At 39.1% G+C, this 16,930-nt stretch carries 14 protein-coding genes; 12 read left to right on the forward strand and 2 right to left on the reverse strand.

Features of this window, described 5'->3' with window-relative positions; all coding sequences use genetic code 11:
* Positions 1–663: a ribulose-phosphate 3-epimerase gene (rpe, locus tag QCD85_RS15830; protein ID WP_274172326.1), complete on the forward strand. Its 663-nt coding sequence runs from the start codon at positions 1–3 to the stop codon at positions 661–663.
* 231 nt (positions 664–894) lie between these two features.
* Here rpe and rpmB read toward each other — a convergent pair whose 3' ends face one another.
* Positions 895–1,083, reverse strand: coding sequence for a 50S ribosomal protein L28 (gene rpmB, locus QCD85_RS15835; RefSeq protein ID WP_069329046.1), 189 nt, complete (start codon positions 1,081–1,083; stop codon positions 895–897).
* Between the two features lie 440 nt (positions 1,084–1,523).
* Here rpmB and QCD85_RS15840 point away from each other — a divergent pair, with 440 nt between their 5' ends.
* The 3 genes from QCD85_RS15840 to recG are packed head-to-tail and all read left to right on the forward strand — an operon-like array spanning position 1,524 to position 6,288.
* Entirely contained in the window at positions 1,524–3,335 is a 1,812-nt protein-coding gene (locus QCD85_RS15840) for a DAK2 domain-containing protein (protein WP_301263191.1), read from the forward strand.
* 27 nt (positions 3,336–3,362) lie between these two features.
* Positions 3,363–4,223, forward strand: coding sequence for a DegV family protein (locus tag QCD85_RS15845; protein WP_301263192.1), 861 nt, complete (start codon positions 3,363–3,365; stop codon positions 4,221–4,223).
* Between the two features lie 13 nt (positions 4,224–4,236).
* Positions 4,237–6,288 carry an ATP-dependent DNA helicase RecG gene (gene recG, locus QCD85_RS15850; protein WP_273616330.1) on the forward strand — a complete coding sequence of 684 codons (2,052 nt, stop codon included), beginning with the start codon at positions 4,237–4,239 and terminating at the stop codon, positions 6,286–6,288.
* Between the two features lie 218 nt (positions 6,289–6,506).
* On the opposite strand, the gene QCD85_RS15855 is transcribed toward recG, so the two are convergent.
* Positions 6,507–7,040: a hypothetical protein gene (locus QCD85_RS15855; RefSeq protein ID WP_301263193.1), complete on the reverse strand. Its 534-nt coding sequence runs from the start codon at positions 7,038–7,040 to the stop codon at positions 6,507–6,509.
* 269 nt (positions 7,041–7,309) lie between these two features.
* Here QCD85_RS15855 and QCD85_RS15860 point away from each other — a divergent pair, with 269 nt between their 5' ends.
* From QCD85_RS15860 to QCD85_RS15895, 8 genes are all read left to right on the forward strand, one after another.
* Positions 7,310–8,347, forward strand: a complete 1,038-nt coding sequence (locus tag QCD85_RS15860; protein WP_301263194.1) for an ABC transporter substrate-binding protein — start codon at positions 7,310–7,312, stop codon at positions 8,345–8,347.
* A gap of 224 nt (positions 8,348–8,571) precedes the next feature.
* Positions 8,572–9,507 (forward strand): ABC transporter permease, encoded by a 936-nt coding sequence (locus tag QCD85_RS15865; protein ID WP_301263195.1) that lies wholly within the window; start codon positions 8,572–8,574, stop codon positions 9,505–9,507.
* Entirely contained in the window at positions 9,507–10,301 is a 795-nt protein-coding gene (locus QCD85_RS15870) for an ABC transporter ATP-binding protein (protein ID WP_274172331.1), read from the forward strand. The genes QCD85_RS15865 and QCD85_RS15870 overlap by 1 nt, the downstream gene beginning before the upstream one ends.
* Before the next feature lie 177 nt (positions 10,302–10,478).
* Positions 10,479–12,152, forward strand: coding sequence for a sensor histidine kinase (locus QCD85_RS15875; RefSeq protein WP_301263196.1), 1,674 nt, complete (start codon positions 10,479–10,481; stop codon positions 12,150–12,152).
* A complete protein-coding gene (locus QCD85_RS15880; protein ID WP_273612994.1) occupies positions 12,149–12,994 on the forward strand; it encodes a LytR/AlgR family response regulator transcription factor in 846 nt (281 codons plus the stop codon). The genes QCD85_RS15875 and QCD85_RS15880 overlap by 4 nt, the downstream gene beginning before the upstream one ends.
* Positions 12,995–13,142: 148 nt before the next feature.
* Entirely contained in the window at positions 13,143–14,483 is a 1,341-nt protein-coding gene (locus tag QCD85_RS15885) for an L-lactate MFS transporter (RefSeq protein WP_301263197.1), read from the forward strand.
* A 205-nt stretch (positions 14,484–14,688) separates the two neighbouring features.
* Complete coding sequence (locus QCD85_RS15890) at positions 14,689–15,276, forward strand: hypothetical protein (RefSeq protein ID WP_301263198.1); 588 nt, start codon at positions 14,689–14,691, stop codon at positions 15,274–15,276.
* A gap of 308 nt (positions 15,277–15,584) precedes the next feature.
* Positions 15,585–16,532: a serine/threonine protein kinase gene (locus QCD85_RS15895; RefSeq protein ID WP_273612991.1), complete on the forward strand. Its 948-nt coding sequence runs from the start codon at positions 15,585–15,587 to the stop codon at positions 16,530–16,532.
* Positions 16,533–16,930: the final 398 nt, after the last annotated feature.

Here is a 16,930-nt window from a genome sequence, read left to right on the forward strand (position 1 = left end):
ATGAATTCTATCAAAATCGCGCCTTCGATCTTGTCAGCTGACTTTGCCAAATTAGGTGCCGAAATCGCAGAAATCGAACGCAGTGGAGCAGACTGGTTACATGTTGATGTTATGGATGGACACTTTGTACCTAACATTACATTTGGTGCTCCTGTATTACAGGCTGTTGCTCCACATACAGGATTATTTGTAGATGTTCATCTTATGATCGAAAATCCAGAGAATTATATCGCTGATTTTGTAAAAGCAGGCGCACATATGATTACGGTGCATGCAGAAGCATGTGTACATTTACATCGTGTCATTCATTTAATCAAAGAACATGGTGTAAAAGCAGGGGTAGCTTTGAATCCTGCAACTCCAGTCTCTGCGATTGCAGAAGTATTGGATGATTTGGATATGGTGCTTGTTATGACAGTGAACCCTGGATTCGGGGGACAAGCGTTTATCCCGCGTATGGTGGATAAAGTAAAACAACTACGTGACTGGGCTAATGCAAAAGGTCATACTGCTTTTCATATCGAAGTGGATGGAGGCATCTCGGCAACAACTGCCAAATTAGTAGTTGATGCAGGTGCAGACGTATTGGTAGCAGGAAGCGCGATATTCGGAGCTCCTGATCGTGCCAAAGCGATTCAAAGTATTCGAGATAGCTTGAATTAAATCATTTGCATTTATCATTAAGATCGATATTGATCTGATACTAAAAAAACCAGTAATCCGTATCGTATAGATATGAATTACTGGTTTTTTGTATCTATAAAGTTAATCTTGTATTGTGATAGTAAAAAGACAAAGAAAACCGAGACATCAAAAAAAGACATCAAAAAAACACCCCTATCGCTAGAGATGCTTTTCATCATTACATATAATACTTAATGTATTAGCCGTAAATTATACGCGAGTCACTTTACCGGATTTCAAAGCACGGGTGCTGACATATACGCGTTTTGGTTTACCGTCTACCAAGATGCGAACTTTTTGAACGTTCACGCCCCAAGTACGACGATTGCGGTTATTAGCGTGAGAAACAGTATTACCACTACCAGGTTTTTTACCTGTTACATAACATTTGCGAGCCATAGTTACACCTCCTATTTCCAAAAAAACTGCATGAAAACAACACTTCTACCATATTAGCATAACGATTTGGCTATAGTCAACAGTGTCAAATACTTTATTTATTTCTATGGTAGGTTATAGTACAATGTAAAATAGTTCGACGTGTATCTTTTTGTCGGCTATTAAAGGGAATGAACTTGATGATTTCAGAAGGCTTGAGAAGAAATCGTCTATTCTTTATACCCTCTCGCCTATTTTTGGTACTTGGTACAAGGACAAGGTTCTAATTTATAGGTATGGTGGTAATGGATAGAGTGGCATCTGTAGAGGCTAGTCTGTTATAGTCCATATGAAATACAAATATTGCTTTTCGACAAACTTAACTACAAATAAAAATGAATATCCTGACCGAAATATGAACCGGCAGGATGTATAGGTATGATGAGGAAGGGGAATTTTCATTGAGTAAGCGTTTTTTAAATGGGACTGATTTCACCGCTATGGTGCTTGCTGGAGCAGAGCGATTGCAACAACATGCAGAACACGTCAATTCCCTCAATGTGTTTCCGGTACCTGATGGAGACACAGGAACGAATATGAATTTGACTATGACTGCGGGTGTAACTGAATTAAAACGTAATCATTCAGCAGTAATAGGCTCCACTGCAACTGTATTATCGAAAGGGTTATTAATGGGCGCACGCGGTAATTCTGGCGTTATATTATCACAATTATTCCGCGGATTTAGTCGTTCTGTAGCTTCTTATGAAGAATTAAATGCTAATCAATTTGCCGCAGCACTTCAAAGCGGAGTAGAATCTGCGTACAAAGCGGTAGTCAAGCCAGTAGAAGGAACAATCTTAACTGTTGCCAAAGAAGCAGCCAAGCATGCGTTATATTATTCACGTCGCACGACTGATATTACCGAGTTGATGGGCGAAGTACTTAAACGTGCTCAAGAAACATTAGCACAGACGCAAGAAATGTTACCAATCCTGAAGCAAGTAGGCGTTGTCGATTCAGGTGGACAAGGATTAGTCTACATCTATGAAGGATTCTACAATTATTTGCAAAACGGTTATGAAGTTAATCAAGATCAAGCAGATATCTATGCAAATATCGGAGAAAGTGTGCCTATACATGGTTCGAGTGTCGCTTTGGATAAAGCAAAAGGATTAGCAACCACTACAGATGCACATCTATCCACTCACGATCATTCTGCTCAATCACGCATCGAAACTGAAGATATCGAGTTTTTGTACGATATGGAGTTTTTTATCAATCGTCAGATCGGTGATATCAAAAATGCTCCTTTTCATGAAGAAGCATTCCGTCAGGAACTTTCAATCAATGGAGATTCGATTATTGTGATTGCAGATGATGAAGTGGTCAAAGTACATGTGCATTCCAAAGCGCCTGGTGAAGTATTGAATCTAGCATTACGTTATGGTGAAATTACACAGATTCATATTTTGAATATGCGTGAGCAACATCGTGATCTATTGTCAGCAGGGTTAGATATTGCTCCATCTCCAGATGTATTTGCGGAAATGCCAACCCAACCTTTAACTGCACAAGAAACAGCGACACCGCCTGCGGAAGAAGTAGCACCTTATGGATTTATAGCGGTATCATCAGGTGATGGTATTTCTGATATTTTCAAAAGTCTAGGTGTAGATGTTATCTTATCCGGTGGACAGACGATGAATCCAAGTACAGAAGACTTTGTGAAAGCGGTCGAAAGTATGTCCGCAGATCATATCTTTATTTTGCCGAATAACTCTAATATTGTACTGGCGGCTCAACAAGCTAAAGACTTATTAGAAGAAACGCATCAGATCACGGTTATTCCAAGTAAAAGTATTCCACAAGGTATAGCGGCTGCGTTTGCTTTTCAAGAAGATGAAGATGTCAGTGTGAATCAGAGCAATATGAATGAAGCTTTGCAACATGTGAAGTCTGGTCAGGTAACCAATGCTGTACGTGATACAGTGATTGAAGATATGAATATCAAAGAAGGACAATATATCGGAATTTATAATTCCAAAATTGTAGCTGCTAGTGATCTGATGCTTACGACCTGTCAGCAACTATTGTCCAAAATGATTGAAGAAGGACAAGAAGTAGTTACTGTACTGGTTGGTAACGATGCAGATGATCAAGACACGACTGCTCTGATGAGCTGGCTTGAAGAGACCTATCCTGATGCAGAGATTGAGATGCATGAAGGTGGTCAACCGGTTTACCATTATTTATTCTCGGTGGAATCTTGAGAATAGGAACGATAGGAGGGAGAAACGATGGCACATACGATAATCGTGACTGATAGTACAGCAGATATTCCAGCTGCTCTAGCAGAACAGTATGGTATACGGATTATCCCGTTAAGTTTGTTTTTCGGTGAAGAAACGTTTGAAGATGGTGTAGATATTCAGGCAAATGAATTTTACCGTCGTCTGGTGTCTGTATCTGTCTTGCCGACTACATCACAACCGGCTCCTGCCAAATTTGCAGAAGCGTACCAATCTATTCATGAGCAGTATCCTGATGCTTCGATCGTATCTATTCATTTATCATCAGGACTTAGCGGTACGTATCAGTCAGCATTAATCGGCAAATCGATGATCGATCAAGATGATCATATTACGATACTGGATTCCAAGTCGGCTTCGTACGGGTTTGGAATGGCTGTAGTGCATGCAGCTAGACTAGCTCAGCAAGGAAAAACAGTCGATGAGATTATAGACGGTGTAGAACATATTTTGAAAAGTCGTTCATTGTACTTTATCGTAGATGATCTGGAAAATCTGCGTAAAGGCGGACGGATTGGACGAGCATCAGCAGTTCTCGGAACATTGCTCAATGTAAAACCGATCTTATCGATCGATGAACAAGGACAAATCTATGCGGTTGAAAAAGTAAGAGGTCAGAAAAAAGCAATGGCACGTATCGTAGAAATGATGCGTCAAGAATTAAAAGTAGATAAAATCAATCTAGCTTTGGGACATACAGCTGATCCACAGTCTACCGAGCCACTGTTAGCGTTGTTCAAAGAACATTATGAGATTGGTGAGCTGGTGCTACCAGACATCGGATCTGTAGTGGGAAGCCATACAGGAGCACGTACACTTGGAATCTTCGCGTGGCCGGATCAGCCATAAACGAGGGATGAACATGAATATCAGTCTAGAACAGATTACAGTTCGGCAAGTGAACGGCGTGAGTGCTCTCAAAGAAGGAGAGCTTCACGCCTTTGGCGTCTATACGATACTTGATTTACTGGAGTATTTTCCTTTTCGATATGAAGATTACCGTCTGCGGTCACTGATAGAAGTGAAAGATGGAGAAAAAATTACGGTACAAGCCAAAATTGTAGGTCTACCTGTATTACAACGATATGGCAAAAAGTCACGTCTAACCTGTAAAATGATGGTCGATGATTGGATGGTAACAGCGACATGGTTTAACCGTCATTATTTAAAAGAACAATTAACATCAGGTCGTGAAATTATACTCACTGGAAAATGGGATCAACGTCGTTCACAGATGACTGTACTTGATTCCGAATTTCCCGATAAAGGTACACAGCGTAGTGGTAGTCTTCAACCGGTCTATTCGGTAGGAGGCAATATTACACAGGGCTGGATGCGCAAAACGATAGGCAAAGCACTCGATCAATATGGCGAAATGATTCCTGAGATTTTGCCACAAGAGATTATGCAACGTTATAAGCTTGTATCACGCAAACAAGCGATTCGTCATTTGCATCAACCGGGTGATACCGATGAAGGTAAGCAAGCACGTCGCCGGATGGTTTATGAAGAGTTATTTCTATTTCAATTAAAATTACAAGCGTATCGCAATATTAACCGTAAGCGAAATGGTGGGATTGTGCATACGACAGATAACGCAACGATTCGGGAATTTGTTCGTAGCTTGCCTTTTGAATTAACCGATGCACAGAAACAGGTTGAATTGGAAATTCTGAAAGATATGCGTGCGCCGTATAGTATGAATCGTCTGCTTCAAGGCGACGTAGGTTCAGGTAAAACCGTCATTGCTGCAATTGCTTTATTTGCAACCGTACGTTCTGGTCATCAAGGCGCATTAATGGTTCCGACCGAGATCCTTGCAGAACAGCATATGCGTTCGCTCCAGCGTATGTTTGAGCCATTTGGGATAACTGTAGGGATGTTAACCAGTAGTGTCACTGGACGCAAGCGGAAGGATCTGCTGGCTTCACTGCAAATGGGGATGATCGATATTTTGGTCGGTACTCATGCTTTGATTCAAGATGAAGTGTATTTTCGCAGTCTAGGGGTGGTTGTCACCGATGAGCAGCATCGCTTTGGTGTTAATCAGCGAAGTATTTTAAGACGTAAAGGTTTTGATCCTGATGTACTAACGATGACAGCTACACCTATTCCGCGGACACTGGCAATTACTGCTTTCGGAGATATGGATGTGTCGACGATTGCCGAACGTCCTAAAGGGCGCAAGCCGATCAATACGTACTGGGTAAAACATAATATGATGGATCGTGTCAAAGGATTTATCGCTCGTGAAATTGATCAAGGACGACAAGCTTATCTAATCTGTCCACTGATTGAAGAATCCGATAAATTGGATGTGCAGAATGCGATTGATCTATATATACAGATGGATCAAGATTTTCCGAATTACAAAGTAGGACTGTTACACGGACGTATGAGTGCAGCAGAAAAAGAAGAAACGATGCGTCATTTCTACAGTAATGATATTCAATTGTTAGTGTCTACAACAGTTGTAGAAGTAGGTGTCGATGTTCCGAATGCGACACTGATGATTATTATGGATGCAGATCGTTTTGGATTATCACAACTTCATCAGCTACGTGGACGTGTCGGTCGGGGAGAACATGCTTCGTTCTGCATATTAATAGCCGATCCCAAATCGGAAACTGGACAAGAACGAATGCGTGCCATGACTGAGACTGAAGATGGATTTGAAGTTTCCCGGCGCGATCTAGAAATTCGAGGACCTGGTGAGTTTTTCGGGACCAAGCAAAGTGGACTGCCAGAGTTCAAAGTAGCGGATATGATGAGCGATTACGAAGTCTTAGAGATTGCTCGTGTAGATGCTGTAAAATTAGTGAGTAATGAATTTTTCTGGACTTCACCAGAATATGCTGCTTTACGGGATTATCTTGAAAAACAGCAAGTTTTTCAAGGCGAGTTAATGGATTAAATCTAGATCATAGCAAAACATCACAAACAAAAGGAGAGTACGATTATCGTGCTCTCCTTTTGAGTATACGTTATAACATACATATGAAAAAAGTGGATAAACAAGCGCTTTGGTAGCAAATTATTTTTTTACACATGTATATCTAATTATAGATTGACTTCCCATAGTCCAGCGCTTTAATATAGATTCAATATACATTTTCCCTATCACTTATATTCTTACATAGCACTGTTAATGATCCTCTGTGCTTGATTTTCAGCCTCTACCATATATTGTTCATATTGAGATTGTGTAATTTGACCAGCAGCTCGTTGTTGCTGCCAGATGATACTTATGTTAGTGATCAACACATCAGCAATTTTCGTTTGTTCCATACCTTGATGCTCGGCGATTTGAGCAATCGTATCTCCATCCTGCAAATGTTGCTTCAGTTCATGATTTGTCATTCCAAGTAGACTGGCTATTTCATCGAATAAGTTGCCCATACTCCATAATGAATGAGTAGATAGCAGACTATTTGGAGCCGATGAAGTGATCGAAATCGATGGTTTATATTGTTCTTGAATAAGCTGTTGCATATCACGCTTTGGAGTCTGATTATCGGATAACGGAGTAGCAATAGTACGTTCCAGTCGACTAGGAATGATTTTGCTAATCGTTGATGCATGAGCTTGTGGACTAATGATTACTGTTCCACTGATAGCTAGCGCCATCGCTATCGAACTGGTCGCTACGATTTTTTTCATATCCATTCAGGCTCTCCACCTTTCTCAATTGATGCTTTACGTTGAGGATACCGACTTAGCATAATCGATGTAGATGAGAATACTCTTAAAAGTAAATTAAAATACGCTAAGAATATTTCACCGAATGTGAAGTATAAAAAGATTCCTTTTTTTATACTCTTACTTTCATTAAGTAAAGTTGCAACGCATTCAAACGGCATTGTAGTTTGAATGATGCAGTTCAGTTTACTGAACATATACAGCTTAAGACTAGAGATGAGAGGGGTTACACGTCAATGAATTTGAAGCAGAAATGGATTTTACCTCTAAGTATGGTAATGATAATGTTGACAGCAGTAGGGTGTAGCAGTAATGCAAATGAAGGTGCTTCTTCAGGAGATGCAGGTAGCACAGATAGCAAATCGTACAAAATTGGTATCTCGCAAATTGTAGAGCATCCGTCTTTGGATGAGACACGTGAAGGATTTCTAGCAGCTTTAAAAGATGCAGGGATAGTAGAAGGTCAAAATTTAACAGTTGATTATAAAAATGCACAAGGTGATTCTACCAATAACTTATCTATTGCACAGACATTATCGCAAAGTGACAATGATCTGGTATTGGCGATTGCTACTCCTTCAGCGCAAGCAGTAGTAAGTCAGGTGAAAGATACACCGGTTTTATTTGCAGCAGTTACTGATCCATTAAGCGCCAAAATCGTAAGTGATCTACAAAAGCCGGGTGGAAATGTATCTGGAGCATCGGATACCAACCCAGAAGCGATCACAGAATTAGCTGACTTTATCGGTACAGAATTGCCTGATATCAAAACAATTGGTCTGGTCATCAATGAAGGTGAACCGAATGCTGTTATTATGGCACAGCGTGCAGAAGAAGCTTTCAAAAAACATGGTATTACATTAATTAAAGCAGCAGTAACAAACACGTCTGAAGTTCAACAAGCAGCACAATCGTTAGTCGGTCGTGCAGATGCTTTTTATATTACGCTGGATAATTCAGTCGTAAGTGCTGTTGATACAATTATTCAATTAGCGAATGAGAACAAAATGCCTTTCTTTTCAAGTGATCGGGATACTGTAGAAAAAGGCGCTTTTGCTACAGTAGGCTTTAAATATTATGATCATGGTTATCAAGTAGGGCAAATGGCTGTCGATGTATTGAAAAATGGCAAAAATGTAGGTGACTTACCTGTAGCGATGCAAGAAAAATTAGATTTGATCTTAAATCTCAAAGCCGCAGAAGCTCAAGGAATCAAAGTGACCGATGAAATGAAAGCCAAAGTGAAAGATCCAGAGAATAATTTGATTCAATAAAAAGATAAAACAGTGATATTAGATGCTAACACAATAAAATAAAGCTATAAGATCACATCGTATGGCCCTATTGCACCAGTCGTCAAAAGCAAATAAGATCATGCAAAATGGGATGAGCTTCTTTGGAGTTCATCCTATTTTGGTACATGATGTTGGATAAGATAAGCGTAACCAACAGCGATTAGCAATAGGCAGCATGAAGAAGAAAGGGGCGAGCTTATTTTATGGACTTAGTTTTGAAAATAGGCGAGGGATCGCTACAACTAGGGTTGTTGTATGCGTTGCTCGCATTAGGAGTATATATTACATTTCGTATTTTGGATTTTCCTGATTTGACGGTAGATGGAAGTTTTACAACAGGTAGTGCAATTACAGCTGTTATGATTGTGCATGGATATTCCCCATGGCTTGCCTGTTTGGGTGCTTTTGCAGGAGGGCTGGCAGCAGGAGCATGTACAGGCTTACTGCATACGAAAGGCAAAATTAATGGATTGTTATCCGGAATTTTAATGATGATTGCATTGTATTCGATTAACTTGCGGATTTTGGGAAGTCCTAACGTATCTATTTTTGGGAATGCAATGGTATTTGATCATATTTCTCCGATTGCACTAATGTTGATAATTGTGATCGTATGCAAATTGTTATTAGATGCTTTTTTGCGTACCGATATGGGATTAGCATTGCGAGCGACTGGCGACAATAAGCAGATGATTCGTAGTCTGGGAGCGAATACAGACACTACTACTATTATTGGTGTGAGTCTGTCCAATGGTCTGGTTGCTTTATCAGGTGCTTTTGTTGCTCAGACGTCTACCTTTGCAGATGCAACTTCAGGAATCGGGATGATTGTGATCGGACTTGCTTCTGTTATTATAGGCGAAGCGATATTCGGTGCCAAAACAGTATTTAGAGCTACTTTAGCTGTTATTTTAGGTTCGATTGTGTACCGGATTGTGGTTACAGCCGCTCTACGAATTGAATGGTTTGAAGCATCTGATCTCAAATTAATCACTGCGGTTATCGTTATTATTGCGCTTGTATTCCCGGCTATTCGCAGTAAAGTGAAGCAAAAAGGATTAGCTAAAAAGCGTTCTGCAGAATTACTAAGCAATATCCAGACCACTCCTTATTCCAAACCAACCGGAGGTGAACAGTAATGCTACATATCGAAAATGTATCTAAATTGTTCAACCCTGGTACAGTCGATGAAAAAATTGCTTTAATAGGAATTCAGCTTCATTTGAACCCTGGGGATTTTGTAACGGTCATTGGTAGTAATGGTGCTGGTAAATCAACTCTGATGAATATTATTTCCGGGGTAATAAAACCAGATACAGGTCTGGTGAAGATCGAAGGGCAATCTGTAGGGCATTTAGCAGAATATCAGCGTAGTCGCTGGATCGGACGTGTCTTTCAAGATCCTATGGCTGGAACCGCTCCTCATATGTCGATTGAAGAAAATCTAGCAATGGCTTATCGTCGTGGCAAAAATCGTGGCTTTGCTTTTGGAGTGACTTCTGCAAGACGTAATCTATTTAAGCAGGAATTATCACGTCTGGGGATTGGACTGGAAAATCGATTACGCGCCAAAGTAGGGATGTTATCCGGTGGAGAACGTCAGGCGCTCAGTCTATTGATGGCAACATTTACCCGTCCACAGATTCTGCTACTTGATGAACATACAGCAGCGCTTGATCCTGCACGTGCAGATTTGATTACTTCACTTACCAAAGAAATTGTACGTGATATGAATCTAACCACACTGATGGTGACTCATAATATGGAGCAAGCTATCCGTCTTGGTAATCGTCTGATTATGATGGATAAAGGTAAAATTATTTTGGATATTGATGAAGAACGCAAAAAGGATCTTACGATCGAACGACTAATGTCTGAATTCGAACAGATTAGCGGAACTAAAATGGCAGATGATCGTGTTGTGCTTGGTTAACTGTACTCTCTAATATATTTCAATCTAAACCCAATGATTCTGTGATTAGCAGAGTGATTGGGTTTATTTTGAAAGGTGTCACAATCCATAGTCAAAAAATAGTGTACACTAGAAAAGATGTAGTAAATGAACATATGATCTAGCTTATACTTTGTGAAATTGATATTGGAGGAACAGATGCTTACCCATAACGTGACTGTGATTATTTTATTACAACTGTTTGAACGAGCAGCTTTGCTGTTGATCTGTTTATACTTTTTGACGCGTTTATCTCATTTTAGACAGATTTTCCAGAAAGATATTTTATTTAAAAAAGATTTATTGATTATTTCGATTATTTTTAGCGGTTTTGCTGTATTTGGAACTTATACTGGTATTAATGTCGAAGGATCACTGGTCAATGTACGTATTATCGCTGTAATGGCAGGTGGTATCCTTTTTGGTTGGCCTGTAGGTATCGTGACCGGGGTAGTGTCAGGGCTTCATCGTTATTTGATCGATATTGATGGAGTGACTTCGTTACCCTGCCTTATTACCAGTATTATTGCTGGGATTGTCTCAGGTTATATTCACAAAAAAATAAAACGCAATCGACGCTGGATTGTCGGAATTATCGCAGGTATGTTTTGTGAAGCGTTAACCATGTTTTTGATTCTAGTGATGGCAGAACCTGCTCAATTGGGTAGAGAAATTGTATCGATTATTGCTTTGCCGATGATCCTTGGTCAGGTGAGTGTAGGGTTAATTGTGTTATTTGTACAAGGAGTCGAAGGGGAAAAGGAAAATATAGCAGCAAGGCAAGCCAAATTAGCACTTGATATTGCGAACAAAACGCTTCCTTATTTCCGATCGATAAACAGTGAATCTTTACGCAAAATATGCGGTATTATCAAAGAAGATATTCAAGCAGATGCGGTAGCTATAACCGATACGAAGCTGATCTTAGCTTATGTAGGGCTTGGTGAAGATCATTATAATATTGGGCATGAAATTATAACCGATGCGACCAAGCAGACGATTCGCAGTGGTGAGATTATGATCAGTAACAACGATGCAGAAGGTAAAGTGCCTAATATCCAATCGTTAATTATTATTCCTTTAACCGAAAAAGGAGTCGTCACCGGTGCGCTCAAAATCTATTATCGTAAAGCTCATAAAATCACGTATTCTTTACAAACTTTAGCTGTCGGTCTGTCACAGATTATTTCAACATTGATGGAAGTATCCCGAATTGAACAGATGAAAGAAATGGCAAATAAAGCAGAGATTAAAGCGTTACAGACCAGTATTAATCCTCATTTTCTGTTTAATGCGCTAAATGCGATTGCTTCCTCTATTCGTATTGATCCGAATTATGCACGCGAGATGATTATTAACCTTTCCGGTTATCTTCGTCATAGTTTGGAATGGAGTGACCAATTAATCGATATTAACAAAGAACTGGGTCAAGTAGTGAATTATGTAGAGATCGAAAAAGCACGATTCGGTAATAAATTGACTGTAATCTATGACGTGGATGAAGAAGTAGAAGTGAAAATTCCTAGTCTTATTATTCAGCCATTAGTTGAAAATGCGATAGTTCATGGCATTTTGAAAGGGAAAGGTTCCGGTACAGTGACCTTATCTGTAAAAGATCATGGTGATCAAGTGCTGATTAGTGTTGAAGATACAGGAGCAGGTATCGATCAAGAAATTATTCAAAATGTCTATAATGGTAAAATGCCTGAAAATCGAATCGGATTGTCTAATGTACATCAACGGGTTAAATTAATCTATGGTGAAGGATTACAGATTCAGCGTCTGGAACGAGGCACACGTATTCAGTTTAAAGTGAAAAAGGAGCTATCATGAAAGCAATCGTAGTGGAAGATGAATTTCTGGCAAGACAAGAATTAGAATATTATATTCGCACGTATAGTCAGATCGAGATTGTAGGTAGTTTTGACGATGGAATGGATGTATTGAAATATGTACAGGATCATGAAGTCGATGCTATTTTTTTAGATATTAATATCCCTTCGTTAGACGGGGTGTTTTTGGCACATACGATTAGCAAATTTTCACGTAAGCCTTATATTATTTTTATTACAGCATACAAAGAACATGCGGCAGAAGCTTTTGAAATTGAAGCTTTTGATTATATTTTGAAGCCGTATAGTGAATCACGTATGACTTCGATGCTACGCAAGTTAGAAAGTACGTATGAACGTGATCATGGTGCACAGCCGATATTTTCACAGCCGATCGACAAAGAACCAGCTGATCATTCTTCAGAAGATTATGATGCGCATAAAGCACAACCATTGTTGGGACAATCAACAACAGCAAGTACCACTCATGTGCCGCATCATTCTCATGTGCTTCAAGGCAAAATCAGCTTATGGAAAAATGATAAAATTCAGGTAATCCCTGTAGATGATGTCTATTATGCATCTGCTAGTGAGAAAGTAACGAATGTATTTACCAAGCGAGCTGAATATACAGTGACATCTAGCATTTCAGAATTTCAAAATACGTTGCCAGACGAATATTTTTTCCGTTGTCATCGTTCATATATCGTTAATATTACCAAAATCCGTGAAATTGTACCGTGGTTTAATAACACTTATTTACTGCGTTTACATGATCTGGATTATGAAGTTCCTGTGAGCCGAAGTAAGGTCAAAGAGTTCAGGCAGATCATGAGTATCTAAAGGCATTTCATTCCGTATATACTGCATTTCATTCCTTTTTTGGAATGTGACATTAAAGGTAGGGTTATAATTTGGTCATAGGAAACAGAGAATTCTCCGAACCATATAACACTACAATTTGCGGTCCTTACGGAAAGGAACATCAATCATGAAAAACGTATCCAATCAAGCAGGCACAACTAACTTACAATCTACCAAACCTCCAGTCAATCGTTGGTTGATTGCACTCGGTACAATTATTGTACAAATGGGTCTGGGGACGATTTATACATGGAGTCTTTTTAACCAGCCTCTTGTTGATAAATTCGGTTGGGGTCTAAGTTCAGTAGCGATTACATTTTCGATTACCAGTTTTGCATTAGCATTTTCCACTTTATTTGCTGGGAAATTACAAGAAAAATGGGGTATCCGTCGTTTGATCGGTATAGCAGGTATTGTACTTGGTCTAGGCTTAATGCTTAGTTCGCAAGTTTCCTCTTTACCTTTACTGTATATGTTAGCAGGGGTGATCGTCGGATTTGCTGATGGTACAGCATATATCACTTCACTTTCTAATTTGATCAAATGGTTCCCGGAACGTAAAGGATTGATCTCGGGGATATCTGTCGGCGCATATGGAACAGGAAGTCTTATTTTCAAATACATTAATGGTGCATTTATCGGTTCTGTCGGTGTATCAGCAACGTTCTTATACTGGGGCATTATCGTATTGTTAATGATTGTGATCGGTTCTCGTCTGATTCGTGAAGCGAATGTATATGGTGCAACTGCTCCACAAGCTAAAGGTGCAGAACAACGTGTAGGGAATAGTCAGCCATCCGCAATCAAACCAACAACAGTTGTTGCTCATGATTACACAGTAAAAGAAATGCTCAAAACAAAACAAGTATACTTACTATTTATTATGTTCTTTACAGCTTGTATGAGTGGGTTATACTTAATCGGCATTGTCAAAGATATCGGTGTACAATTAGCAGGCTTGGATCTAGCTACAGCCGCAAATGCCGTTGCTATGATCGCTATTTTCAACACAGCAGGACGTATTATTTTGGGAGCTTTGTCTGATAAAGTAGGACGTATGAAAGTCATCTGCGGTACATTTATCGTAACAGCCGCTGCGGTTGCAGTCCTTAGCTTTATCCCGCTAACCTATAGTATTTTCTTTGCCGCAGTAGCTGCGATTGCTTTCTGCTTCGGTGGTAATATCACTGTATTCCCTGCAATTGTTAGTGATTTCTTTGGACTCAAAAACCACAGTAAAAACTATGGTATCGTATATCAAGGTTTCGGTATTGGTGCTTTGGCAGGTTCGTTTATCGCCGCTTGGATGGGTGGATTCAAACCTACATTTATCGTTATCGGTATGTTGTGTATCGTGTCCTTCTTGATTGCACTATGGATCAAACCTCCAGTAGCTGGTGCAAGCGAAGAAAAACAAACAGCAGACGAGAAAAAATGGACTGCCAAACCTCATACAGCACGTAGTTAATTATTCTAAAAGCGAATACGTACAAAGTTCATTCATAATCTAACTATATTATAAAAATCAACAGCTTCTCTTACACACTAAGGGAAGCTGTTTCTATATTACTTTTTCTTACATTTTTTAGCAAAATGATTCGTTTGTAGGTGGATATCGTTATACTTTAAGTAAGACTAACTCTATCCCATGATGTAAAGGAGGAGGTATTCGTATGAAAGATATTCGTTTATGTACCAAACCTAATCTACTTTTTCTTCATATATTGGAAGCGTTATCAAATTTACCGTATATAGCTAAGCTAGACATCAAACAAGATACCAATGAATATGCGACAGCAGAATATTTTACATTTGTGATGGAAGACCAGTCGACACTTGTTCATTTAATTAACGATCAATCTACCAGCATTCCATATTTGTTGATTTCAGGACCTGCTTGCCAACAATTAGCTTATGATTTATATCAAAGTGGACTTGTATATTCAAGTAAAGATATTGTATATCGCTGTCTGCATGATCAACATGTCGATCAGAAAATTGATGCGATTTGTCGTCTTGGTATTGCTTCTTACGGAGAATCGTCTGCTGAAGTATTGCACATTTTTGAATTATATCTTCGTGATCCGGATGTACGTGTACGTCAATCGGCTGTATTTGCTACCAGCTTTATCGGATGGCAAGAGTTCGAGAAGATGTTAGTCTATACGGCTAGTCATGACCCTGATTCGCGAGTTGCTGAAATTGCAGAAAGTGCTATTCAGATTATGCGTGATAGTGATTGGCTATCTGAACGTGCGTAGCCGATGTAAGATGAAGCTTAATTTGGGTATGCTGGAGTAACGTTGATAACGTTTATAAAATGGGAGATACTATAAATAAATGTTGATATTAGTCAGCAAAACAGCAAATATTCTGGGATTATGCAAAAAAACCAGAGTATTTGCTGAAATAAGTGAAATTTGTCAGAGAAATTGCTCACATTTGTTAAGTTTCATGCTAAAATGTCTGTGTAGACAGCCATATCTATGACTGTTATCCATATTCTTCACCGGCAGGGCGCATACATGGGGGAACCGCTATGCTGTGGGAAGGTGCGAAGGGGTGTAGAATGAATAAAATAATAGTCAATCCGGCCCTTGCCCGAAACCATACACTTGCGAATACATATCAGATTCGCAGGACATTATCGGTTAGTGAACTATCTATCGTCTATGTAGCAAGGCATATCGAGCAGGGTACACTTCATGTGGTAAAAGAATTTTTTCCAAGTGCAGTGGTACAACGTAAAAGAGATCGTCGAAATATTGATTGTCATGAACCAGGTCTGGGTTCTAAATATAGAGAAATGCTGGAAACGTTTCGATCTGAAGCTGAGATTCTAAGTCAGATTGATCATCAAGGGATTGTGCGTTATGTGCAGTATTTTGAAGAAAATGGTACGGCTTATTTAGTGACAGAGTATTGCAAAGGTATGACATTGGATCAATTTATTGAAGAACATCCTACAGAAATCACTAACGACTTTTTGTTAGAACGGCTTGGTCTGGTTATTCGTGCTTTGGAATACATACACAGTCTCGGTTATATTCATCGTGATATTCGCCCAAGTAATATTTTGATTGGGGAAGATGGACAGACCAAGCTGCTTGATTTTGGTTCGGCTGTACGTTATCAAGAAAAGACGCATACGATCCTTACGACAGCAGGATACTCACCGATTGAATTTTATTCGGGTCGTTCGGTGCAAGGCCCTGTATCTGATATTTATAGTTTAGCGGCTACGATGTATTTTTGCTGTCAGGGCAAAGCACCTATCGATGTGCCGAAGCGTTTGTTCCATGATACGTTAGAACCTTTGCGTGACATGACCAAAGTTTCTCCTATTTTAACAAGAGTGATTCATTGGGGACTCGCTGTATCCGCAGACAAACGTTGTGCTTCTCTCAAATGGTTCAAAGTCGCAATGCGTGCTGAACGTCTATGGGAGCGCAAATTCATTTTAATGAATGGTAAAAAGAAGCTGGCTAATCACCAGAAGCCAACTATTAAAAAGTAAAAATGTGTAAAGCCTGCATATGTATATGATGCAGGCTTTTTTGTATATTGGTATAACCAATGTAATAAAAAGTGAAAATCTATTTTAGTCTAGTTCTTATATAATAATAACCAATCCAAAGAGAACCAGTATACAAGATTGTTAAACTAACGATTTAACCGAGAAGAGTACAATCTATTGAAAATGATAAACAATTTAAAATACAGTTGGAAATGTAGATTCGATTTGAAGTTGAACGTAAGCATTAAATATTAGAATTATAGAACAAGATAAGGTGAGCCTATAGCTGTCTATATCATTACTCACTTTTAAAATGAATAATTTAAATCACCAAAAAATTCAAAATATGGAGTGTGCTTTATTCGGATATTGAACATTTTTAGTAAACAATCATCTAT

Source organism: Paenibacillus sp. PsM32 (assembly GCF_030433815.1).
Classification (GTDB): domain Bacteria; phylum Bacillota; class Bacilli; order Paenibacillales; family Paenibacillaceae; genus Saccharibacillus; species Saccharibacillus kyungheensis.

Excerpts from the sequence above, each read along its gene's own strand:
- rpe (WP_274172326.1), top strand. The coding sequence starts at position 1 with ATGAATTCTATCAAAATCGCGCCTTCGATCTTGTCAGCTGACTTTGCC.
- rpmB (WP_069329046.1), bottom strand. The coding sequence starts at position 1,083 with ATGGCTCGCAAATGTTATGTAACAGGTAAAAAACCTGGTAGTGGTAAT.
- QCD85_RS15845 (WP_301263192.1), top strand. The coding sequence starts at position 3,363 with ATGGCACATACGATAATCGTGACTGATAGTACAGCAGATATTCCAGCT.
- recG (WP_273616330.1), top strand. The coding sequence starts at position 4,237 with ATGAATATCAGTCTAGAACAGATTACAGTTCGGCAAGTGAACGGCGTG.
- QCD85_RS15855 (WP_301263193.1), bottom strand. The coding sequence starts at position 7,040 with ATGGATATGAAAAAAATCGTAGCGACCAGTTCGATAGCGATGGCGCTA.
- QCD85_RS15860 (WP_301263194.1), top strand. The coding sequence starts at position 7,310 with ATGAATTTGAAGCAGAAATGGATTTTACCTCTAAGTATGGTAATGATA.
- QCD85_RS15865 (WP_301263195.1), top strand. The coding sequence starts at position 8,572 with ATGGACTTAGTTTTGAAAATAGGCGAGGGATCGCTACAACTAGGGTTG.
- QCD85_RS15870 (WP_274172331.1), top strand. The coding sequence starts at position 9,507 with ATGCTACATATCGAAAATGTATCTAAATTGTTCAACCCTGGTACAGTC.
- QCD85_RS15875 (WP_301263196.1), top strand. The coding sequence starts at position 10,479 with ATGCTTACCCATAACGTGACTGTGATTATTTTATTACAACTGTTTGAA.
- QCD85_RS15880 (WP_273612994.1), top strand. The coding sequence starts at position 12,149 with ATGAAAGCAATCGTAGTGGAAGATGAATTTCTGGCAAGACAAGAATTA.
- QCD85_RS15885 (WP_301263197.1), top strand. The coding sequence starts at position 13,143 with ATGAAAAACGTATCCAATCAAGCAGGCACAACTAACTTACAATCTACC.
- QCD85_RS15890 (WP_301263198.1), top strand. The coding sequence starts at position 14,689 with ATGAAAGATATTCGTTTATGTACCAAACCTAATCTACTTTTTCTTCAT.
- QCD85_RS15895 (WP_273612991.1), top strand. The coding sequence starts at position 15,585 with ATGAATAAAATAATAGTCAATCCGGCCCTTGCCCGAAACCATACACTT.